This is a genomic window from Treponema sp. R80B11-R83G3 (assembly GCF_054786115.1).
Window position 1 is genome coordinate 1 of sequence record NZ_BDHF01000028.1, and the last position, 21,912, is coordinate 21,912.

General features: G+C 45.3%; 18 protein-coding genes, 1 other RNA gene and 1 pseudogene. 9 read left to right on the top strand and 11 right to left on the bottom strand.

Annotated features, from left to right (window positions below; translation table 11 throughout):
- The first annotated feature begins 129 nt into the window (after positions 1-129).
- Both ACYVRH_RS05735 and ACYVRH_RS05740 read left to right on the top strand, forming a co-directional pair.
- On the top strand, positions 130-1,224 hold the full coding sequence (locus ACYVRH_RS05735) for a hypothetical protein (protein ID WP_461255974.1): 1,095 nt from the start codon (positions 130-132) through the stop codon (positions 1,222-1,224).
- A gap of 12 nt (positions 1,225-1,236) precedes the next feature.
- A complete protein-coding gene (locus ACYVRH_RS05740; protein ID WP_461255975.1) occupies positions 1,237-3,246 on the top strand; it encodes a formylglycine-generating enzyme family protein in 2,010 nt (669 codons plus the stop codon).
- 257 nt (positions 3,247-3,503) lie between these two features.
- Here ACYVRH_RS05740 and ACYVRH_RS05745 read toward each other — a convergent pair whose 3' ends face one another.
- Together ACYVRH_RS05745 and ACYVRH_RS05750 are read right to left on the bottom strand one after the other, a co-directional pair.
- The gene (locus ACYVRH_RS05745) at positions 3,504-3,713 is read right to left on the bottom strand and encodes a hypothetical protein (RefSeq protein ID WP_461255976.1); all 210 of its coding nucleotides are present in this window, start codon (positions 3,711-3,713) and stop codon (positions 3,504-3,506) included.
- Positions 3,714-4,054: 341 nt separating this feature from the next.
- On the bottom strand, positions 4,055-4,996 hold the full coding sequence (locus ACYVRH_RS05750; protein ID WP_461255977.1) for an Rpn family recombination-promoting nuclease/putative transposase: 942 nt from the start codon (positions 4,994-4,996) through the stop codon (positions 4,055-4,057).
- Positions 4,997-5,479: 483 nt separating this feature from the next.
- Between ACYVRH_RS05750 and ACYVRH_RS05755 the strand changes: the two genes are divergently transcribed.
- Genes ACYVRH_RS05755 through ACYVRH_RS05765 form a run of 3 tightly spaced genes read left to right on the top strand, consistent with a single transcriptional unit; the run spans position 5,480 to position 6,754 of the window.
- Complete coding sequence (locus tag ACYVRH_RS05755) at positions 5,480-5,740, top strand: hypothetical protein (RefSeq protein ID WP_461255978.1); 261 nt, start codon at positions 5,480-5,482, stop codon at positions 5,738-5,740.
- 10 nt (positions 5,741-5,750) lie between these two features.
- The gene (locus ACYVRH_RS05760; protein WP_461255979.1) at positions 5,751-6,251 is read left to right on the top strand and encodes a pepsin/retropepsin-like aspartic protease family protein; all 501 of its coding nucleotides are present in this window, start codon (positions 5,751-5,753) and stop codon (positions 6,249-6,251) included.
- A gap of 17 nt (positions 6,252-6,268) precedes the next feature.
- Positions 6,269-6,754, top strand: a complete 486-nt coding sequence (locus tag ACYVRH_RS05765) for a deoxycytidylate deaminase (protein ID WP_461255980.1) — start codon at positions 6,269-6,271, stop codon at positions 6,752-6,754.
- Positions 6,755-6,766: 12 nt separating this feature from the next.
- Here ACYVRH_RS05765 and ACYVRH_RS05770 read toward each other — a convergent pair whose 3' ends face one another.
- Positions 6,767-7,753: a hypothetical protein gene (locus ACYVRH_RS05770; protein ID WP_461255981.1), complete on the bottom strand. Its 987-nt coding sequence runs from the start codon at positions 7,751-7,753 to the stop codon at positions 6,767-6,769.
- A gap of 346 nt (positions 7,754-8,099) precedes the next feature.
- On the opposite strand from ACYVRH_RS05770, the gene ssrA reads away from it, so the two are divergent.
- Positions 8,100-8,444, top strand: a transfer-messenger RNA (tmRNA) gene (gene ssrA / locus ACYVRH_RS05775).
- 60 nt (positions 8,445-8,504) lie between these two features.
- On the top strand, positions 8,505-10,472 hold the full coding sequence (locus ACYVRH_RS05780) for a glycoside hydrolase family 127 protein (RefSeq protein ID WP_461255982.1): 1,968 nt from the start codon (positions 8,505-8,507) through the stop codon (positions 10,470-10,472).
- Between the two features lies 1 nt (position 10,473).
- Here the strand turns inward: ACYVRH_RS05780 and ACYVRH_RS05785 are convergent, their stop codons facing one another.
- From ACYVRH_RS05785 to infA, 4 genes are read right to left on the bottom strand one after another with little or no spacing between them, the layout of a single operon-like run.
- A complete protein-coding gene (locus ACYVRH_RS05785) occupies positions 10,474-12,543 on the bottom strand; it encodes a cation:proton antiporter domain-containing protein (RefSeq protein WP_461255983.1) in 2,070 nt (689 codons plus the stop codon).
- A gap of 4 nt (positions 12,544-12,547) precedes the next feature.
- Positions 12,548-13,603, bottom strand: a complete 1,056-nt coding sequence (locus ACYVRH_RS05790; RefSeq protein WP_461255984.1) for an HD domain-containing phosphohydrolase — start codon at positions 13,601-13,603, stop codon at positions 12,548-12,550.
- On the bottom strand, positions 13,596-13,937 hold the full coding sequence (locus ACYVRH_RS05795) for an Hpt domain-containing protein (RefSeq protein WP_461255985.1): 342 nt from the start codon (positions 13,935-13,937) through the stop codon (positions 13,596-13,598). The genes ACYVRH_RS05790 and ACYVRH_RS05795 overlap by 8 nt, the downstream gene beginning before the upstream one ends.
- Positions 13,938-13,970: 33 nt before the next feature.
- A complete protein-coding gene (gene infA, locus ACYVRH_RS05800) occupies positions 13,971-14,195 on the bottom strand; it encodes a translation initiation factor IF-1 (protein WP_015712109.1) in 225 nt (74 codons plus the stop codon).
- Between the two features lie 70 nt (positions 14,196-14,265).
- Between infA and ACYVRH_RS05805 the strand changes: the two genes are divergently transcribed.
- Both ACYVRH_RS05805 and ACYVRH_RS05810 read left to right on the top strand, forming a co-directional pair.
- Positions 14,266-15,660, top strand: a complete 1,395-nt coding sequence (locus ACYVRH_RS05805; protein WP_461255986.1) for a pyridoxal-phosphate dependent enzyme — start codon at positions 14,266-14,268, stop codon at positions 15,658-15,660.
- Between the two features lie 71 nt (positions 15,661-15,731).
- On the top strand, positions 15,732-16,337 hold the full coding sequence (locus ACYVRH_RS05810) for a DNA/RNA non-specific endonuclease (RefSeq protein WP_461255987.1): 606 nt from the start codon (positions 15,732-15,734) through the stop codon (positions 16,335-16,337).
- 298 nt (positions 16,338-16,635) lie between these two features.
- On the opposite strand, the gene ACYVRH_RS05815 is transcribed toward ACYVRH_RS05810, so the two are convergent.
- The 4 genes and pseudogenes from ACYVRH_RS05815 to ACYVRH_RS05830 all read right to left on the bottom strand — a co-directional run.
- Complete coding sequence (locus ACYVRH_RS05815; RefSeq protein ID WP_461255988.1) at positions 16,636-17,145, bottom strand: cob(I)yrinic acid a,c-diamide adenosyltransferase; 510 nt, start codon at positions 17,143-17,145, stop codon at positions 16,636-16,638.
- Between the two features lie 2 nt (positions 17,146-17,147).
- The gene (locus ACYVRH_RS05820) at positions 17,148-18,968 is read right to left on the bottom strand and encodes a S1C family serine protease (RefSeq protein ID WP_461255989.1); all 1,821 of its coding nucleotides are present in this window, start codon (positions 18,966-18,968) and stop codon (positions 17,148-17,150) included.
- Entirely contained in the window at positions 18,965-20,812 is a 1,848-nt protein-coding gene (locus ACYVRH_RS05825) for a tetratricopeptide repeat protein (RefSeq protein WP_461255990.1), read from the bottom strand. Before ACYVRH_RS05825 ends, ACYVRH_RS05820 begins: the two co-directional genes overlap by 4 nt.
- Positions 20,809-21,798 (bottom strand): annotated as a pseudogene (locus tag ACYVRH_RS05830) (ATP-dependent metallopeptidase FtsH/Yme1/Tma family protein); the annotation flags it as partial. The gene ACYVRH_RS05825 and the pseudogene ACYVRH_RS05830, both read right to left, overlap by 4 nt.
- Positions 21,799-21,912 lie beyond the last annotated feature (114 nt).

The following is a 21,912-nucleotide window of genomic DNA, read 5'->3' on the forward strand; positions in this document are numbered from 1 at the left end:
AACGGGTTCAGCGGAGCAAAACGGCGCGTCGTATAACGTCATTTTTAACGCTTATGACTTAAACGCCGAACTTCAACCCGGTATTTGGCTTCCATAAATCCGCGCACTGACAAGGATTTTGCGGCTCTTTTGGGCAGCAAATCTAAGCCGTCCTCGGCGCAAGGTTCACAGCCGTCTGCGGCGCAGATTTTACAGCCAAAACCTGTTACCATATCCGCCATAGAGGGCGTTACGCTTCCAGTAATTGGAAAAACTCCGGTAAAGGCAATCACCGAAACCGCGCAGTATACCGGGACGGTAACTTGGTCCCCGGCGGTAACGGGAACTTTTCAAATTAACACCCAATACACGGCGACTGTTACGCTGACCGCTAAACCCGGCTACACTTTGCAAGGGGTGGCGGCAAATTTCTTTACCGTAGCAAAAGCCGAATCGGCAAGCAACGATGAAAATTCCGGCGTTGTTACTGCGGCGTTCCCCTCATTGAAGGCGGTAATTAACATTGCCTCCATAGCGGGCGTTAAAGCACCGGCAGCCGGAGAAACTCCGGTAACGAAAATTACCGAGGCGGAGCAGTACAGCGGGACTATAACATGGTCACCGGAGGTATCCGGAACGTTTAAATCTGAAACGCAGTACACCGCGACTATTACGCTGGCCGCAAAAGACGGCTACGTATTGGAAGGCGTAAAGGAAAACTTTTTTAAGGTTGCCGGCGCGAAGACGGCAAACGGCGAAAATTCCGGCGTTGTTACCGCGGCGTTCCCGCCGACCATTAATGCCGAAGACGCTAAGTTAAAGATGATAGGTTTTTCGCTAGGCACTTCATTTGCCGAGCCGCTGGTTATCGGCACGATACGCGGAACGTTCGCGCCCTTCAATTATTCGTTTATCGAGTTGGGCGCGGACGCTGGTTGGGGAATTAACCTTGACTATGTTGAGTATTATTCCGCGTATCCCTATGCCAATTTCACGCTGTTCGCGCCGTTTGCGCGGACTGCGGACGGAAAAAGAGGGGGCTTTTATGCGGGCGCAGGCGTAGGCGCGATGTTTGAGTATTACATATTTAATGACGCAGGCCCGATTTGGGATACCACAGTCGCCGCTAACATTGTTATCGGTTTTAACTTATTTGACATGTTTGACGTTTCATATACCATTCGGACAAATTTCGAAACTGCAAATAATAAGCTGTCGGTTGGGTATGTGTATAGGTTTAAATAAAGGAGTTTTAATATGAGAAAAAATTTATTCATTGCATTATCCGTTTTAACGGGCATAGCAATTACAATGGCCGCCTGCGCGTTGGGGGAAGACGTTGCAACGCTTGAGAAAAAAGCAATGAAAGCAAACTTTGGAACAACAGTAAGCTACGCAGAAATAACAGGCGTAACGGCTCCGGTGCACGAGGGTAGGCCGGTAACAACCATTACGGCAAACGACCAATATACGGGGACGGTTAAATGGTCCCCAGCCGATACTGTTTTTCGATTTGGCGTCCGGTACACGGCGACAATTACGCTGGCCGCAAAAGCGGGCTACACCTTGCAGGGGGTAGAGGCTAACTTCTTCACCGTCTCGGGGGCGAACAAGGTGTCTAACGGCAAAAATTCCGGCGTTGTTACTGCGACGTTCACGGCTGGACAACAGCCTGTCTGGCTAAACAGCGTAACCGCCAACGGTGATGTTTCTTCAATGCGGCTGACTCTGTCTTTTGACAAGGCGATTACCGGGCTTTCCGCCGCCGACATCACATTAAGTGGGATAACGGGAGTAACCAAAGGCACGCTCAGCGGTACGGGACCGTCTTACACATTGCCGATCAGCGGCTTTACCGGCGGCGTGACATTAAGCGTTGCGGTGGCGAAATCGGGATATACTATTAGCGGTTCGCCAAAGACAGTTACTATCTATTTCCCCGTTACCTTAAACAGCGTAACCGCTGACGGCTCTTCAACGCAAACTACAACGCAGTTGACGCTGGACTTTAATACGGCTATTACCGGGTTGAGTGCCGCCGACATCACATTGAGCGGAGTAACGGGAGTAACCAAAGGTACGCTCAGCGGTTCAGGACCGTCGTACACATTGCCAATCAGCGGATTTTATTCAAGCGGGACATTAAGCGTTGCGGTGGCGAAATCGGGATATACTATTAGCGGTTCGCCAAAGACAGTTACTATCTATTTATACTTTGTTACCTTAAACAGCGTAACCGCTGACGGCTCTTCAACGCAAACTACAACGCAGTTGACGCTGGACTTTAATACGGCTATTACCGGGTTGAGTGCCGCCGACATCACATTGAGCGGAGTAACGGGAGTAACCAAAGGTACGCTCAGCGGTTCAGGACCGTCGTACACATTGCCAATCAGCGGATTTTATTCAAGCGGGACATTAAGCGTTGCGGTGGCGAAATCGGGATATACTATTAGCGGTTCGCCAAAGACAGTTACTATCTATTTATACTTTAACCTAGGTGTTGAGATGGTCTTAATACCCAGCGGCAGTTTCCAGATGGGGCAAGAAGGAGTTGCAACGCCTGTGCATACGGTAACGCTGAGCAGTTTTTACATGGGCAAGTATGAGGTAACGCAGGAGCAATGGACGGCGGTGATGGGGAGCAATCCGAGTTACTTTCCTTCTTCACCCGCGTCTGGGGAAGTTCAGAGCAAGCGTCCTGTGGAACAGGTAAGCTGGTATTCCGCGCTAGTATTCTGCAATAAGTTGAGCATGATGGAAGGGTTAAGCCCAGCGTATAGAATATCGGGGAGTACCGATCCATCAGCATGGGGAACAGTGCCTACAAGTAGTAACTCTACATGGGATGCGGTACAAATAGTCAGCGGTTCAACGGGCTACCGTTTGCCGACAGAAGCGCAGTGGGAATACGCGTGCCGTGCGGGAACAACGACTGCTTACAACACAGGAGCCGCGATTAGCGACAATACAGGCTGGTATAGTAGCAACAGCGGAAATAGGACGCATCAGGTTGGGTTGAAGACGGCAAACGCATGGGGGCTTTACGATATGCACGGGAACGTGTGGGAATGGTGCTGGGACTGGTACGGAAGCTATTCAAGCAGTGCGCAGACCGACCCCGTGGGCGCTTCGTCGGGGTCTGACCGTGTGGTACGCGGCGGGAGTTGGGGCAATTCGGCGGAGTACGTTCGTTCCGGTCATCGGGGCAGCTACGACCCCAGCAGCAGGCGCGACAGCTTCGGCTTCCGGCTGGTGCGCCCCTGAGTTCTGCCCGCAACGCAGACGAGATGCCCAAGCCGTAGCGACCGGCTATCCGGCGTAGCCGGATAGCTTAAGGGAGCGAAGGCGTGGGCATTGAGTAGGCGTTGCGGGGAAAGCGGACGTATCTTTGTGCGAGAAATAATCCGCCAGAGGACACGCAACATATCTGACACCACTTTTTCCTAGTGTCGTTATGTGACATTTATACGCTAGGGGCGGTGTAGTGGCAGTAGATAGTGAGTCTTGACGGTGGTTTACGGCTATATCCATTTCTCATCGTATTCACCAAAAATCATATTTACTACCTCTGAAGCGTGAGCTTCTAAAAAATCCTTTAGTATATTGTTCTTTATACAGTATTCTATCACGGGGGTTATCAATTCTTCAAGCGTTAATCCTCGTGCCTGATATTCCCGTATCTTGTTTATAAAAAGGCTGTAATCGGGATAATCGTCTATTCCGTTGTACAAGACGATAAATTCTGAGGCGCAAACGTACCTGTTACCGCTTTTTCATAGCGTACCTTGCCTTGCAGGGTACGCTATGATGTGGGGGCGCTACTGGCTTTTCCTCTCTTTGTGATCTCTGTATCTTCGTGATCTTCGTGTGAGCTTTTCATAAGGAGATTTAAATTGGAAGACTTGTACGCTAATAGCGCTCCCGGTAACGGCGGTAATTAGCGGCGGCGTGGTGTGGGCGATAATAAATTAACAATGAGCAAAGTTAGCAAGCATAACAGGTTGGCAAAACGCAAAGCTAACTTACAACAACATTGCTCATTTCTAATTGCTCATTGTTAATTATAAAAATATCACAATTGGGCGATAGTCTCCGGGGGTAACCCGGTATACTTACTAATCTGAGATACAGGCATATTATCAGCCTTCATCTTTCGGGCGCTTTCGAGTTTTTCTTCTTTCATCTTTTGGGCATTTTCGAGATTGGCTTCTCTACGGCCTTTGCGTTCGGCATCTGCCATTCCGCTCCGCCAGTCGAGTTCGCTCTTTATCAGAGTAGTCATCCGCGCATATTCTATTTCGTCTTTGGTGATGTTTATCAATGTGTCTACAGCCATCGCTATGCCCTCCTCTCGGTTGGTTATATCAATTATTTTAGCTCTTTTCTCCTCGTCTGTCAAATATTGGAAAAATACCGCCCACTGTTCCGCATTTGTCATTTCTTCAACTGGCTTTCCGGCTGCAGGTTCTGTCTTTACCAATTCTATGGTGATTATTTTGGTTCTTCCGCCTAGCGAGATACGGTTGTCCAAATCGCAGTACGAGAAATTGTGAATGAATTTTTCATCATCATAAAATTTCTCATTCGCCAAAATAGCGATTTGATAGGTTTCCTTCAAATCTTCATATTCTTTATCTATTCCGTGAATGTCCTGTCCTACGAATAACTTTGAAACATAATACTCAAGCCGCACAGGTTCGCTTGCGATTGGGTTGAAAGCCATTTCAACGTTTATAAGTTCTCCATTCTTTGTTTTACAGGCTACATCGAAACGCAAATACCGCTGCCTCAAATCGTCAATAGGCGGCTCGTTGGCAATGATGGTTTCCACCGCGACAGTTCGCCCGATAAGCGCGGAAATCAAGTCTGACAACGCGCCCCTTGACGCTGACGTGTCCTTGGTGAATACGGCTTTGAACACCGGGTCATAGCGGATGTCCAAGATACGCTCCCCGTCCCCGAAAGGGAAGGGGCCCCACTCGTAAATAGCAGGATTTTGATTGTTTGTTTTCATAAACAACTCCTTAAAATTATTTATGTATATATGGCGTGAGAGTGCCGTTTTGCTTGACTGTTTTTAAAAATTTTTCGAAAAAATTTCTCACAAAGAACACAAAGTTTATTAGATCACAAGGAGGCACAAAGGTACCTGTTACCGCTTTTTCATAGCGTACCTTGCCTTGCAGGGTACGCTATGATGTGGGGGCGCTACTGGCTTTTCCTCTCTTTGTGATCTCTGTATCTTCGTGATCTTTGTGTGAGCTTTTCATAAGGAGATTTAAATTGGAAGACTTGTACGCTAATAGCGCTCCCGGTAACGGCGGTAATTAGCGGCGGCGTGGTGTGGGCTGTGACCAAATAATAAAAGTCAGAACAAAGTATTTACAGGAGTTTTTAAAAATTGAAAAGCAGTAATAACATACTCCCAAAAAAGGACTTGAAAAACAACGAAAAACGGGCTATATTTATATAATATCATACATAGGAGGAGGTTGTTATGGCAGAATTTCTGTCTGATAAACAGCAAGAAGACTTAAAATTTTTTTATAACAATCTCAACGAACTTTTAGCAAATCCGCTATACAGGCATAAATACGCACTGATACATGACAAAAAAATTGAAGGAGTATTTGATACCTTTGAAAATGCGATAACTGACGCTGTATCAAAGTTTCAACCATGTGATTATGTTATTCAACAAATAATTTCTCAGACTGAAGTATCCGGTTTTCTATATTCAGCTTTTGCCCCTGCATAAAGAGTAATTTATGGGTTCATTTAGACTTAATAATATTGGTTTTCAAACATCTCCACCTCTACCTTCTAATGTAAAGGTATCAATAAGTACCGTTCCATTCCCTTTAATGTTTGACGGCCTTAATATTCCTGTATTAATTTCTACTGCTTCCGCATACCGATCTACCATTGACCCGCATTCTATCAAGACAGCCCAAATACTTGCGCATTTTGATACAGGTGCAACTAAAACATCTATTGATATTGAGCTTGCCAAAAAATTAAATCTTATTCCAATAGGCGAATCACCAAGTCATACAGCGGCAGGATTAAGACAAGCCACAGATTTTGTTATTGATCTTGGTTTTCCAAGTACAAACTTACGACCCTTTATAAATTTACAAATAAGTTCCTGTAAATTATCAAATCCAAATGTGCCGTTAAAATTTCAAATGCTTCTTGGAAGGGATATAATGTCTCACTGGAATATTGTATGGGACGGACCAAGCTCTACAGTAATTATCAGCGATTAAAAAGTAAGGGGAATTAAATGGGCGAGTACAAAAGGCCAAGCTGGGACGAGTATTTCATGGAAGTCTGCGAAGCAATTTCCAAACGGGCAACCTGCGACAGGGGGCGCTCCGGTTGCGTGATTGCCAAAGACAAACAGCTTCTTGTGACCGGCTATGTGGGCGCTCCTGCGGGGCTTCCGCATTGCGACGAAGTCGGGCATCAAATTAAAAAAATGATCCACGAAGACGGCAGAGAAACCACCCACTGCGTTAGAACCGTTCATGCCGAGCAAAACGCCATCTGTCAGGCGGCAAAACGCGGCATTCCTATTGATGGAGCCACCCTTTATTGCAGAATGACTCCATGCAGAACTTGCGCCATGCTAATCATCAACTGTGGAATTAAAAGAGTCGTATGCCAACGCCGTTACCATGACAACGAAGACTCGCTTGCAATGTTTGAAAAAGCCGGAGTAACTATTGAACACATTCATGATGAATTGCAAAAATATAATGACCAATAGGAGTTGTCCAACCTAACCGGACTCAAGAATTATTCGGTATTTTAAATAAATCTCTTCTAACGTATGTAAAGGGCCGGGAGCATTCACTCTTTTACGCAATGTGCAAGCGTCCCGTCTTTCAAGGAAAAAATCGTAAATAGCACGGGGATCATGTTCGTTTACGACAGAATAGACCGGTTTGGAATCAAGGTATGACCTAACCTCATCATGGCTTACGGATAATACGCCGTAGTGCATCAATCTGCCGCGAACCTGTAAAATTTCCTCATAAGACAGTCCAAAAAGAAATTCTTCAAGCGCCCATCTTGTATAATCATTTGTGGATTCTTCTTTTAGAAAATCTTCCCATTCGGTATCAGTATCCATATCAATGGATATTCTTAACAATTCGGTATTGCCGTCCATTGTTCCAAAACTTGGCGGGGCGGAATCTCTGGCTTTCCAAAGAGATGAAAGAGCCATAAGGTGATGGATACTGCGTTGATCCGTGCCGCTGTCCCATAGATTAATTAAATCGTTGGCAAGCATGGATTTGGTGTTTGGTGAAAAATCCGGATCATCAAGGCACGAAAAATAAACGTCTTCCGCCATTAGCGTAAAAACTACGGTAAAGGGGATGCTTTTCAAATGAGAATGTAATTCGGCGTTTTTTTCAGTTAGCCGTGAGAGCAGGGCAAAAGCGTGAAATTTCGCAATTAAAAAACTGCGAAGGGTGGCTACTTTAGCCGGAGTACGCAACACATGCGACGGGGTGGAAAACGCAAGTAAGGACTCCGTAAGCTGATTTTCATTAATAAGAATATCCTTAACAAACTGAGTTTCCTTTATAGAAGGATAATCAAATACTGCATTCCCCAAGTTGCGCAACCGCCGGAATCTTTCGTGCGCCAAATAAAAATCCTGCGGCCTTTTTTCCTTTAGCCATTCTTCTGTTTTTGCAACCAGATCTTCTTCTTCTTCTGACAGCACTTTATAGGAATGCTCATTAATCTGTATCATAATATTGAAATTATACTATGGATTATGAAAATACACAAATAAATTATGTGCTTGAAATTTTTAATAAAGTGTGTTATATTTGGAAACAGACGGCGTTATAATGTCAAATGCGTTTTTCTGCGCACTGTCGGCAGCCTAAAGGCTGCCTTGCATTGTTCATCTTTGTTACGTTTTTTGGTGCTACAACGTGTAGATTTTTTAATCCACACGGCTGCGCCGTGCGTTTTATTGTCGCACTGTCGGCAGCCTAAAGGCTGCCTTGCATTTTTCATCTTTGCGGCGTTTATTGGTGCTACAGCGTGCGGCATTATTCATCCACACGGCTGTGCCGTGCTTACAATTGCTGGGGGGTGCACCGGTTTCGACTGGTACGTCTTCGGGGTATAGACTGCAGATGGAGCGCCCATCTCCTGATTGGGCAAAAATTTAACTGCCAACAACGACAGTTACGAATACGCCTTAGCTGCGTAATCGCGTGGAACTGCCCCGCCGCTCTGAGGGGCAACTTCCGCGTCGCAATCAGAGCTGGTCTTGCCGCAGCGTCCGGTGGCGGCATGATAAGATTTTCCGGAATACGGACAGGCCGCGCGCCGTTTAGCCAAGCCCGTCCCTACAATTTAATAAACGGCTAAATCTGTAGACGTTTATGTTTCGCGTATTGGGACGCGGGTTCGACTCCCGCCACCTCCAAAGAGTAATATTCTCTTTTTATTATTTATATGGTAAAAATAAATTATATTGAGAGGATACAATGGATAATTCAAAGCACACTGAATTTATAGACATTAAAAACATCTCTGTTTTCGACAGTTTTTGGGGTCCTTTTATGGATCGTATCAGAATCAAGGTTATTCCTTACCAGTGGGAGGCTCTGAACGACCGTGTTCACGGCGCCGAACCCAGTTACTGTATGCGTAATTTCAAACTTGCCGCCGAGCTGACCCACAGCGAACTTGATTACGGAGTGCCGCTGAATACAGGGCACGCTGGGTTTGTATTTCAAGACAGCGATTTTGCCAAGTGGATAGAAGCGGCTTCCTATTCCCTTGTATGGCATCCCGATCCGGAGTTGGAGAAAACATTGGACGACGCAATTGATATTGTCTGCAATGCCCAGCAGGATGACGGTTATCTTAATACCTACTATATAATCAACGGTCTTAATAAACGTTTTACCAACCTAAGGGATAATCACGAACTGTACTGTTTTGGGCATCTTCTTGAGGGCGCGGTTGCCTACTATGAAGCTACAGGGAAACGCAAATTCATGGATGCCCTTATCCGTTTCGCCGATTGTATCGACCGCCTGATTGGACCGGAAGACGGGAAACTACACGGATATCCGGGTCACGAGATTGCCGAAATGGCTCTGGTACGCCTGTACGCTGTTACAAAAAATGAAAAGCATCTTAAACTTGCCAAATATTTTATCGATCAACGCGGACAGAAGCCCCTGTTTTTTGAGGAGGAAAACGGCAGGAACAACAATAATTTTTACTGGAAGGACAGTTTTTTCCAGTATCAGTATTATCAGGCCGGAAAGCCTGTATGCGAACAGCATATAGCCGAAGGTCATGCGGTACGGGCGGCATACCTGTATTCCGGAATGGCGGATATTGCGCGCCTAACGGACGATGCCGCCCTTATGAATGTTTGTGATAATCTTTGGAACAATATCGTTAACCGCCAAATGTACATTACAGGCTCTATCGGGCAGTCGGCTTACGGCGAGTCATTTTCGTATGATTATGATTTGCCCAATGATACGGTCTATGCGGAAACTTGCGCGGCTATAGGGCTTGTTTTTTTCGCCAAACGCATGGCTTCCATCGCGCCTAAAGGAACCTACGGCGACGTGATTGAGAAAGCCCTGTTCAACGGCATAATTAGCGGAATGTCCCTTGACGGGAAATCATTCTTCTATGTAAACCCTCTGGAAGCGCTTCCAGAGGCAAGTTTGAAAGATCACGGGAAGAGACATGTAAAGATTGAAAGGCAAAAATGGTTTGGCTGCGCTTGCTGTCCTCCTAATCTGGCGCGTCTTATCGCTTCGCTGGGAAGTTATATTCATTCGTTATGTGAAAACGCCATATATACTCATCTTTTTATTGGGAGCGAAACAAAGATAAAAATTTCAGGCGCGGACGTAACCGTTAAGATCGAAACTAAATATCCATGGGAAGGACAAGTAGACATTAGTTTTGCCATGAGCGTAAAAACAAAATTCAAGTATTATTTCCGTATTCCCGGATGGTGCGGGAAATACAGTGTGCGCGTTAACGGCGTTGAGCAAACCTGCGCCATTGAAGACGGTTACGCGTTTATTGAGCGGGAATGGGCAGGGGGCGATAAAATATCCATTGTTTTAGATATGCCGGTAAATTTTGTGCAATCCAATCCCCATGTGCGGGAAAATATTGGTAAGATTGCGGTCATGAGGGGGCCAATTGTATATTGCGCGGAAGAGGAAGATAACGGCAGCGAACTTTTCAGATTTCACGCGGGAAATCCAGACGATATAATTGTCAGATATGAAAAGGATCTGCTGGGAGGCGTTACGACAATTTCATTCACCGGCAAGCGGGAAAAAGACTGGGCTGGCGGCGAATTGTACCATACTTCCGGTACGGTTCTTGAAGACAAAAAAATTATGCTAATCCCCTATTATGCCTGGGCAAACCGCAGAGCCGGGGAAATGACGGTTTGGATAAATAAATGAATTATCTCTTATTATTATGCAATAAATTAGCCGCTTCTTCCACAGAAGAAGCGTTAATCAGAGCCTGACGAATTGACTCGTCTCTTAGTATGGCACCTAACGCTGAAAGGAACTGCAAATGAGGACCGTCTTTTCTGGGAGAAACTTCCAGTATAAAAAGACGTGACGGCTGGCTGTCTGAAGGCTCAAGAATAATTCCCTCTTTTTTAATGCCTACAGCCACAACCGTATCTTTAACACCGTCTGTTTTCGCGTGCGGAATAACTATTCCGTATCCCATGCTGGTACTCATGATATTTTCCCGTTCAAATACGTCGGCTAACACAAGCTCCCGATCCAACAGCTTTTTCTGCGTAAAAAGCATATCAACCAGTTCGCGTATTATTTCATCTTTTGAATTTCCTTTAAGATCAAGAATTATGGAATTAGGCTCTATTAATGAAAGAAGCGTGTTGTTGGTTCTTCCCCTGCGGTCAAACAGTTCCTTCTTCATCGCCGTAGTGTTCATAGAGTCTTTTAACTTTTGCATGGATTCCGAAAGATTAATTATATCTTCATAAACAACATTTTTAACAAACGGCAAATCCGAGTTTGACGTCTCTACAATAACGGCGCTTCCTTCGCAGCTTATCGAAAGAGAAATATCGTCTTTACGGGCAAGAGCAATGTTATCGTCAAGATTCATTATCTGAACATAAAAACCTTCGGCGCGAATATCAATTAATAATCTGTCCAACATAAGTTTCGCGACATCATGGGAATCAAAGTCCCATTTTAAATAGGTGGTATCTTCAACGCTGACTAATTTTTTTGTTCCCTGCCCCTTAATTCTTAACGACGCGTTTAAAAGCGGCGGAGCCACTATAGTAGAAATTAAAGTCAACAGAATTACAATTGAAAAAAGCTGGTTGTCAAGAACGCCCATCGTCAATCCGATACCGGCAATAATAAGCGCGACCTCGCCGCGCGGAACCATGCCCACCCCGATCCTCAGCGCCCCTTTAACATTAAAACCAAGCAGAAGCGCGGGACCTCCGCACCCGATTACCTTCGCGAAAATTGCCGCCAAAGTGTATATTCCGCCGAAAATTAAAACATCCCTGGAAAGTATTTCCCGTACATTTACCATCATTCCCATAACGGCGAAAAACAAGGGAACAAAAAATTCATAAAGCCCTTCAAGCCTTCCCTGTATAACTGCGGCAATATCTGTTTTTGAAAGCGAAAGCCCGGTAATATAAGCGCCGATTATCATTGCAAGCCCGCCTTGCCTTTCAAAAAGACCGGCAAGAATAAGAGCCAAACCAAACGCGAGTATGGAGAAATCTGAACTGTTTTTAAATAGTTTTAAGAACGAAGCAAGCTGACGCGAGAAAACCAAACCTAATACGGTAAATCCCAGCCATATGCCGAATGCTTTTCCGGCTATGCCAAGAATTGACAGCGCGGAAAAATTGCCTCCCGCGTGTCCGCTTAGCAAAGCGGTTATCCCAAGTACTACGGCCAGCATGATTATTCCCAATACATCGTCAAATACCGCAGCGGCAAGAATGGTAACCCCTTCAGGAGAGTCCATCTTTTTTCTATCGCTTAAAATTCTGGCGGTAATACCCACAGAAGTTGCCGTTGACAGCACCCCTAAAAACAAACATCGCGTGTCAAGAAATGAAGTTTTAAGAAGTAGAATGCCGCAAAAATCTCCAATTACAAAAGAGAATAACACTCCGCCAAATCCTATTACTACGCCCGCAACCGAATACTTTAAGAATAAGCCAATATCCGTTTCCAATCCGGAGAAAAAAAGCAAAATAATAGAGGCGACTGTGGCAAATGAGTACAACTCGTTGCTAACCGCGATAGAACCGCCGCCGCTTAAAGGAAAAAGCCCCTCTGGGAAACCGGGAAAAGCTATGCCGCCTAAAGCATAAGGGCCTATTACTACGCCTATAAGCAATTCGCCAAGTACGGAAGGGATTCCCACTTTCTTAGCCAAATGTCCGCCAAAACGCACGGCGAATAAAATTATTCCTACCTGAAAAACCAATATAGTCATTAATTCTGTAGTATTCATTTTATTATTGATACATCCGTGATATTTCCTGAAATTGGTTCTGTATCTGTAAAACAGCGTCCGTCATAATCGGGTCAAATTGGGTGCCTTTTCCCTGCATAATAATATCAATCGCTTCATCATAAGGCATGGCGGCTTTGTAAACGCGGGCGCAGACAAGGGCGTCATATACGTCGGCTAAAGCGGCAAGACGCGCGGAAATCGGTATTTCCTTTTCTTTTAATTGGCGAGGGTATCCTTTTCCGTCCCAGCGTTCGTGATGTCCGTAACAAATATCTTCGCAATGTTTAAGGTATATGGATGAATTCACGTCTCCAAGTTCATGGATAATATCCTTGCCGCGTATGGTGTGCGTTTTCATTACTTCATATTCATCGGGATCAAGTTTGCCGGGTTTAAGAAGAATCTTATCGGGAATCGCTATTTTTCCGACATCATGCAGAGCCATGGATCTAATTATCATATCCGGCTGGAGTTTCCTTAATTCATCGGAATAAACGGAATTTACTCCTAACAAATATTCAACTAACGCTTTTACAAACAACTGCGTCCGTTTAACATGTTCGCCTGATTCCAAATCGCGGTGTTCAATAACATTCGCAAGCCCTTGCAGGGCGTTTTCCAGAGTCTTTGTCGCTTCCGCAGTTTTTTCCGCTACCATTTCTTCCAGACTGTCGCTGTAATTTTTTAGCGATATCTGGTTTCTTACCCGCAATTTGACAATTTCAGGCAGGAACGGCTTATTGATAAAATCGACGGCGCCGGCGGCAAGAAGCTCGCTTTCCGAATCGTTTTCGGCGGTGATAAAAATAATGGGGATTCTTTGAAAGGCTTTATCTTTTTTTATTTTATCGAATAATTCACGCCCGTCCATGTGGGGCATAACAACATCCAAGAGCATGATCTTTGGAAGGGGAACGGTTGTTTTTAGTTTTTCCAGAGCTTCCTTTCCGTTATACGCCGTAACAACATTATAATCACCGCTTAGAATTTCTTCCAGAATCATTACATTTGTTTCAACGTCATCAACGACAAAAACTACAGGTTTATTCTCATTCATATTGCGCTATTACCTTGTCCACTTCTATCATTGTTTCAGAATAGATAGTTTTTACAGTTTCCAACTTACCGGGAGCTACAGAGCCGGCTTTTATCTGGGTTTCCAGTTCCAGAACATGCTTATAAAGCTCGGTAAGAGACAGATTAGCGGAAAGCCCTTTAAGGGTATGGGCGTTAATCTGCGCCTTGGGCAAATCGCCCGCAGCCAATGCGGCTTCAAGGTCAATAAGATTCTTATCATCCTTAAATTTTTTGAATAATTTGGCTAAAAGCTTTGAATTATTCATAACTCTTTTTAAGCCCTCTTCGATATTCACATACACTACGTCTGCCATATTAAACCTCTCTTTTTTATGGTATTTAAAATTTTATCGTTCCCGATAAATAATTCTGCCTCTGCTAAGATCATACGGAGAAAGGGCAATTCTTACCCTGTCGCCGGGGACAATTCGGATATAATGTTTGCGCATTTTACCCGACAGATGAGCCAAAATTAGATGCCCATTCTGATTATCCAGTTCCACTCTGAACATTGTGTTGGGAAGAGCTTCTTTAACTACTCCCTCTACCTCTATTGCTTCTTCTTTTGCCACTTTTACTCCTTTAATAAATATAATAATTAAGCCACTTTATGTCAATTACATAAATATGATAAAATAAGGTATGTATTATTATAGCACCAGAAATAAAAGTAAAAAAGTCAATTTTGCCGAAGCAGCCCTTACGGGATTAGCCCCGGATGGAGGGCTTTTTGTGCCTGAAGAAATTCCCCAATATTCGGCGCAAGTACGCTCTTCTCTTGGGTCAATGGCTTTTACGGACATTGCCTATGAAACAATTAAACCCTATGTAAAAGATGAAATCCCAGACAGCGTGTTATCTGATATTGTGCAATCGGCGTTCACCTTTACAGCCCCATTTGTACCTGTCGCAGACCGCTATGCTTTAGAGCTTTTTCACGGGCCGACTGCGGCATTTAAGGACTTTGGCGCCCGTTTTATGGCTCGCGCTTTTTCATACTTGCGCCGGGGAGAAGACCAATCGTTAAGAATACTTGTCGCCACTTCGGGCGATACGGGCGGCGCCGTGGCGGACGGCTTTTTTGAGGTGCCGGGCATTTTTGTTACGGTTTTATACCCAAAAGGGCGAGTATCCCCCCTTCAAGAGCGGCAGATTGCCGGTCTTGGCAAGAACATCACGGCCCTTGCGGTAGAGGGCAGTTTTGACGACTGCCAGCGTCTTGTAAAAGCCGCTCTTGCCGATGAAGGCCTTAAAAAACGAATGTCACTTTCTTCGGCAAATTCAATTAATATCAGCAGACTTATTCCGCAGGCGGTTTATTATTCAGCCGCAGCGGGAAGAGCTTTTGCGGGGCTTGCCGATCCTGACGGAGAAGCGACACCTAGAGTCGCGGGGGCTGTCGCCACTAAAGTGGCTGCCACCTTAGTGGCAAGAGCGCACGCGCCGAAAAGCGGACTGCCCGTTACCCTTTGCGTCCCATCGGGCAATTTTGGAAATTTAACGGCGGGGCTTTACGCGATGAAGATGGGCGCTCCCATAAGGCAATTTATCGCGGCGACAAATATTAATAAGACTGTTCCCGATTATCTTGATTCTGGCGAATACCTAACGAGAATTTCTCAGGCGACAATTTCCAACGCGATGGACGTGGGCGCGCCCAGTAACTTTGAGCGAATGTCAGCGCATTTTTCATTGGAGCAGATGCGCCAAATAATTTTAGGCGTTTCAGTCGGTGATGAAGAGACAAGGGAAACAATAGTACAAGTTCATGATAAGGCGGGGTATTTTCTTGACCCTCACAGCGCGGTGGGCTGGAGAGGAGTTGATAAACTTTACGCTAAAAATAAAATTCAAGAAGGGGCGGTTGGCGTTCTTTGTACGGCGCATCCGGCCAAATTCTCAGAGACGGTAGAGCCATTAACAGGAACTCCACCCATGCCTGTCTCACTATCCCGCGCAATGGAAAGAACGGTAAACGCTAAAGTAATTCCGGCTCAGGCAGACGCGCTAATTGACTTTTTAATCTCAATCACATGAAAAAAAACACCTGCAAATTTTCCAAAACCGCCGCAGATTTGTTTTTCAACATTTCTTTGCCGGTTAGGGGTTTGTGGGTTTTAATTTTATTTCTTTTATTCACGGCATACTCATTCGCCTGTGATTTAGAGGGGCATTTTGAATTTACCGTAAGCAATAACGAGGGAGAAATTCTTTATAGCGGATGTTATGACGCAGTTAATATGGGGCCGCATATTACTGAATATATCCTTACCAAAGAAAGAGCGGAGGCGACAGGGGTAAAGCGTCCGTCTGTGCAATTTACGCAGGACAGGGACAAGGGCGTATTACGGCAATTGCTTGCCGATAATGGTTATTCCCTGCCGCATCACCGCGACTATACCAATTCAGGTTATGACAGGGGGCACATGGCTCCCAACGCGGATTTTAACGACACTTATGAAAACGCGCTGATGACTTTTTTTATCGCGAACATTTGGCCGCAAACGCCAAACGTAAACAGGGTTGAATGGCTAAAAACAGAAAATCAAACAAGAAAACTTGCGTCGGAGTATTCATTTGTAAAGGTAATTATCATTGTTGATGAATTTACAATGGAAAAAGTCGGAAACATCACCATCCCGTCCTGTTTTAAAAGACGCGTCTATGATGTATATTCAGGCGACCTAATTTATGAAATTGACGTTTATCAATAATTCGAGAAGAGTTCACACACGCTAGAGGGACGCACGGCGTAGCCGTGTAGATCAATAATGCCGCACAGCGTAGCACCAATAAATGCCGCTGTTTACAATAAAAGCAAGGCTGACTTTAGGCAGCCGTCAGTGCGCAGAACACAAAGGTACAAAGATCACAAAGGGGGGTGAAAAGAAATTAGAAATGAGCAATTAGCAATGTTTTTGTCCGAGGAGTATGCGTGGGCTTCACGATTAGATAACGGACAACAACCCCATTCCCTACTCCCCACTCCCTATACTTTGTACCTTTGTGTTCTTAGTGTGAGGTCTTTACAGATAAAACAAATAAATAGTCAGATAACCTGTTTAAATACGCGCCTGCTTCGGGGCACAACGGCTGTTCTTCGCTGAGAGCGAAAAATAACCTTTCCGCTTTTCTTGCGACTGTCCGCGCTATTTGGATTTGCGCTTCTATGATGCTTTTTCCCGGGACAACTAGCTTGGTCTGTTTGGGAAGATTGGCTGACAATCTGTCAATTTCTTTTTCTAAAATTGCAATTTCATCATTAGGCAGAAAAAAATTACTGTTTTTTACGTCGGAAACATGGGACATGATTATTACTAAGTTTTTTTGTATCTCTTCCAAAAAATCACGCGCGGACTTCCATGATTCTTCGTTTGAAATCATTGCCTTAACAAGTCCCAAGTGGCAATTAAGTTCGTCTGCCGCTCCAACAAAATGAATTGACGCGCTGTTTTTAGAGACTTCACGTCCGCTTAGATCAGTTGTTTTTCCTTTGTCGCCTTTTTTTGTATAGATACCCATAATTACAGCGTGTCGGGAGAGTCAAGATAAACGGGAAGCTGCATTGACGTTTCCAGATAACCCATCCTGCGTTTTTTAACGGTAATTTCCATTACGGCATAACCTTCATCTTCCAGCAGGCGCAAACGTGAAATAAACACGGGATCGTCTTCTGAAATTCCGGCTTCGTCAGCTATGGAACCGCGTACTATTCTGTTTACCCTGAAACTGGACGAAAAAACAGTACTTTGCAACGGCGAAAGAATCATGCCAAACAGGGGAGCGGCAATTCTATCCCGCTTGTCAATCTTTGCCGCGTCCAGAAGAGGCAGATCGGGACGGGGGACGGTCATCATAATTTTCTTTTTTACTTCATCGGTATTTTTATTAACAGTCTCCAATACCACAAGCTCTCCCGGGCCGCAGGTAAAAATCATGCTCTGCAAGGCGGGAATAATGCCGCCATTGGGGGCGGTTACGGGCTTGCCGTTAATTGTCTTGATAAAAACGCCTTCGCGAACTTTATGAAGAGAGGCGGGCGTATTTGGCGCGGTATAGATAATTTCAGCCTCAGAATAAGTTTCACATAACGTCATTCCAAGCCAGGGGCGTTGGGATTTTCCCCCTTTTATCATAGCGGGCAGGGCGGCGGCAAGCATTTCCGCAGGAATGGCGAAATTAAGCCCCTGATGCTGATCCACGCCGGCAAAAACTATTCCCACAAGCCGCCCTTCATTGTCCACTACAGGGCCGCCTGAATTGCCGTGATTGACTGCCGCGTCTATTTGAATAACGTCCCCTATCTGCAAAAAACGCCTTCCAAGGGCGGAAACAATGCCCGATGTCACCGTCATTTGCAGCCCTATGGGAGAGCCCATCGCAAGCACGGTATCGCCTACGCGCGGAATTACGCGATCTACAAGTGAAAAAACATAATCCGTATTTATTTCCGTTTTAATCAACGCAAGATCAAGCGCTTTATCCCAGCCTATAACGCGGGCGGGAACCCGAGGATTGGAAGAATCCCCCATGCGGATATACATTCGCGAATACCCCTTGCGTTTGGGATCAACTTCGCTTGCTATAACATGGTAGTTTGTAATTAACAAACCGGACGCGTCAACAAAAAAAGCAGAACCTAAAACTCTGTCGGGAATGCTGAACCCGCGTTCAAATCTGTATCCCCTGTCAACAAGAACGGTGGCGACTCCTTTGATCATATCGGAAGCGCTGTCTCTGCCTTGAGCGTACTCGCGCAAATTGGCGGGAATGTTCTTGCCGCCTGCGGTTTGAGCCGCGGCTAGGAAAAATGCCGAAGATCTGCGCTGCCGTCCTTCAACGGCTTTTTCAAGAAATAAAAGGGCGCTTTGATAATCAATCGGCTGCATTTCATGCGATCTTACCGCCGCTAAAAACGCGCCAAGATTATCGCTTTCCTTTAATTTTTTCTTCGCGCTTTCAAGAAGATAAGCCGCTTCTTTTCCGGTATGGGCGTTTTTTATTCCAATACTTGCAATTGATCTGCCAATGGACACGGCATCGTCCCATCGCCCTTCCTCAACCGCCTTATCCTGCGTCGCGCATAGATTTTCAACAGCCTCTTTTTCATATTGGGCAAGCTGCCGCCAGTCTTCGTTTTCATTGTTATCAGTAACGGAATATATTTCTTTATAAATATAGATTTGATTCAACGCGGCAATTGGTTTTTCAGCGATTAGTTTTTCAATATTACCCAGTCTGACCGAACTTGTGGTACGGGACGGAGAGTCATCCTCAGTATCCTTTACGCTTTTGCATGAAAAAATAATAATTATTAAGAAGAAAAAGAAAAACGTTTTTTTCATTTTTTGTTTCCGGTCTCAGAATAATTCATTTCTCCGCCGCCGTCCATATCATAAGAATAAACAACTGAACCGTCGGGAAGATACGTTTCTTTTGTTTTATAAGTTCCGTCTCCCGACCAATCGCTCTCGGAAGAAGCGATTAATCGGCGGTAGTCAAGGAGACTCTCCCATTCATAATCTGGCGGCGGGCGGCGGAAATGGCGTATTGTTTCCATTCTGCCGTCAGCGTCCAAATCAATGTGTTGAACTACAGGCAGTCCTTTTTCAAACTCCGTAACTGAAACCTGCCGTCCGTTTAAGGTTTCAATAACGCGCAGTATAACTCCCCGATCCATATAAATTGTTTCCGCCGCGCCGTCTATTTCCAAACTCGGGCGGGTATAGCTCGAACAAAATGACAGGAGAGCGCGATGGGTAAGAGTAATATATTGATACGCCGGCACAGGATATGTAAGGCCGGAAAGAGCGTCGCTTCCGCCAATATCGATAAAATTAACAGGCGCATAACTAAATACGGCAGGGCCAAATTTAAATATTTCATTTTCCATTTCCGCCTGCCTGACAAAAGGATAGCGCTCCCATTGCAAAATAACTCTGCGCGTTAAATCTTTATCATGCGTAGAATTATCCTTTGCAATAAAAACGGAAATACTTTCAGGATCATTGTCCAGATCGAAATTAACTGTTACTTTAAAAATATTATTGGTAAGATAGTCAACTAAAGAATCAATAAACCCCATGCGGTAACGCACAATGGTTTCTATATAGCCGTCATTATCGTCATCGGTAATTATAGAGCCGGTAAAGGTAAGGAGTTTGCGCGTAAAGGAATCGCGTCCTTCTTCACTGCGAAGAAATTTATAAGTGCCGATAATTATTTCTTTTTTAATATCGGGTTCTTTGTCCGTAACTGCGGAAAAAACTTCTTCTATCGCCAGTTTATCGTCAATCAGCCCAAGATTGAGCGCCACAGGGACGCAAGCCGGATTTGGCGTAAACTTTTCATCTTTAGACAAACTCCCCGACCTATATGAAGAGACGCTTCTTTTCGCATCGTCAATTTCCCTCATAAACGGGGCCGCCATCCACGCAAGCTCCGGGTCAGCCTCAAGTAAAAAAGGAAGCCGCCTAAGGGCAAGCTCAAGAAGGTTAATGTCGCTCTGCGGCAATTCAGACGGTTGCGGTTTTCTGTTATGCGCATATTCAAAAAATATCCGCAGGGGGCGCGGATCGCGGGGGAAATTGTCCATAGCGAGAAGAACTTGGCTTCTAAATTGCGCCGTTGCGTTAACGTAGTCATAACCCGGCTCTTTTCCCTGTGCCATTCCGCGCAGGGCGAGAAGACGCAGCATCGTCGCATCGGCGCGGGAATCAGGGGCGGTGATTTGGTTAAGGCAGATTATCGCGTCATTATATTCGCGCATAGAAATTAACATTCGCGCTTTTAACAACAGCGCGTCGTATTCCCTGTACTTAACCCACCTTTTAGCGTCAATTGCTTTATTTAAATTATCAACTACCGTTTTTTGCCTTATGCTGTCTTTATAGCGCGTTTGAATGACTGCCAATAGATAGGGAATATCGGAAGAAACAGTTGAAAAATCCATCGCGCGGACAGCCGCGGCATGAGCGTCGTCCCACCGCTTTTCATCAATCGCCTGCTGTATCCATTGAACGTACTGCTGCGCCATTTGCGAATCGTCTTTTATCTCTGTGTTGGTCTGTGCGTGAATATTAAAGCAGACTGAGGCAAACAACAGTAAAAAACACAGACCGTACAAACAGTTAATCCGCAAGTTTTTATTTATTTTTAGCGTATCATAAAAACTTACGGAAAATTTCATTCGCTTCCCCCTTTAGACGGAAGGCCGATAATTTCACGCACTTCATCATCAATAAGAGTCTCGCGCGCAAGAAGCGCATCAGCAAGTTTTTCAAGCTGACTTTTATTTTCTTCGATTATTTTTAGCGCGTTGCCCCTTGCGCGATCAAGTATTTCCTTGATTGATCTGTCTATCCTCTGCGCGGTATCCTCGGAATAATCCTTATGACGCGCTATTTCCTTTCCAAGAAAAATAGGTTCGTCTTCCTGCCCATAAGCGATAGGGCCGAGTTCAGCCGCCATGCCCCATTCGCAGACCATGTTACGCGCCATTTCAGTCGCCTGTTGAATGTCGTTCTTTGTACCGGTGGTCGTCTCATTGTAAAAAAGATTTTCCGCTAACCAGCCGCCGTAACAAATTGCGATACGGTCTTCTATCCAGCCCTTGGATCTGCTGTAGCTGTCTTCTTCGGGAAGTGAAAGCGCCGCGCCCAACGCCCGTCCGTGGGGAACAATCGTAACCTTATGCAGTGGGTCGGCGTTTTTAAGAAAGTAGTGCAGAATAGCGTGTCCCGCTTCGTGAATAGCTGTCATGCGCCGCTCTTTGTCGGAAACGACAAGAGTCTTTCTGGCGACACCCATCAGCACCTTGTCCCTTGCCTCTTCAAAGTCGGACATCAGCACTTCGGGCCTGTCTTTTCGCGCTGCAAACAAGGCCGCTTCGTTTACAAGGTTCGCTATATCCGCGCCGCTCATTCCCGGTGTCGCTCTTGCGATGCGCGCAAGATCAATCTGCTTATCCAACGGAATTTTTGCGGCGTGGATTTGCAAAATCGCCTCACGTTCCTTTATGTCGGGCATCGCTACAATCACTTGGCGGTCGAAGCGGCCTGGCCGCAGAAGAGCGGGGTCTAAAACATCGGGGCGGTTTGTCGCGGCAAGAATTATTACCCCGTCTTTTGAATCAAAACCATCCATTTCTACAAGGAGCTGGTTCAACGTCTGCTGGAAGATGAAGGTTATGCCGTAATGGAAATTACCGTTAAAAAACGCAGGATGGGTTATCTGGAAACGTCAATGCAGCTTCCCGTTTATCTTGACTCTCCCGCACCGGTATACGTC

What these genes read in the sequence shown, in the direction of transcription:
- ACYVRH_RS05795 (WP_461255985.1), bottom strand. Translation starts at nt 13,937, where the DNA reads ATGGCAGACGTAGTGTATGTGAATATCGAAGAGGGCTTAAAAAGAGTT.
- ACYVRH_RS05820 (WP_461255989.1), bottom strand. Translation starts at nt 18,968, where the DNA reads ATGAAAAAAACGTTTTTCTTTTTCTTCTTAATAATTATTATTTTTTCA.
- ACYVRH_RS05755 (WP_461255978.1), top strand. Translation starts at nt 5,480, where the DNA reads ATGGCAGAATTTCTGTCTGATAAACAGCAAGAAGACTTAAAATTTTTT.
- ACYVRH_RS05760 (WP_461255979.1), top strand. Translation starts at nt 5,751, where the DNA reads ATGGGTTCATTTAGACTTAATAATATTGGTTTTCAAACATCTCCACCT.
- ACYVRH_RS05785 (WP_461255983.1), bottom strand. Translation starts at nt 12,543, where the DNA reads ATGAATACTACAGAATTAATGACTATATTGGTTTTTCAGGTAGGAATA.
- ACYVRH_RS05780 (WP_461255982.1), top strand. Translation starts at nt 8,505, where the DNA reads ATGGATAATTCAAAGCACACTGAATTTATAGACATTAAAAACATCTCT.
- ACYVRH_RS05805 (WP_461255986.1), top strand. Translation starts at nt 14,266, where the DNA reads ATGTATTATTATAGCACCAGAAATAAAAGTAAAAAAGTCAATTTTGCC.
- ACYVRH_RS05815 (WP_461255988.1), bottom strand. Translation starts at nt 17,145, where the DNA reads ATGGGTATCTATACAAAAAAAGGCGACAAAGGAAAAACAACTGATCTA.
- ACYVRH_RS05740 (WP_461255975.1), top strand. Translation starts at nt 1,237, where the DNA reads ATGAGAAAAAATTTATTCATTGCATTATCCGTTTTAACGGGCATAGCA.
- ACYVRH_RS05790 (WP_461255984.1), bottom strand. Translation starts at nt 13,603, where the DNA reads ATGAATGAGAATAAACCTGTAGTTTTTGTCGTTGATGACGTTGAAACA.
- ACYVRH_RS05750 (WP_461255977.1), bottom strand. Translation starts at nt 4,996, where the DNA reads ATGAAAACAAACAATCAAAATCCTGCTATTTACGAGTGGGGCCCCTTC.
- ACYVRH_RS05765 (WP_461255980.1), top strand. Translation starts at nt 6,269, where the DNA reads ATGGGCGAGTACAAAAGGCCAAGCTGGGACGAGTATTTCATGGAAGTC.
- ACYVRH_RS05825 (WP_461255990.1), bottom strand. Translation starts at nt 20,812, where the DNA reads ATGAAATTTTCCGTAAGTTTTTATGATACGCTAAAAATAAATAAAAAC.
- ACYVRH_RS05770 (WP_461255981.1), bottom strand. Translation starts at nt 7,753, where the DNA reads ATGATACAGATTAATGAGCATTCCTATAAAGTGCTGTCAGAAGAAGAA.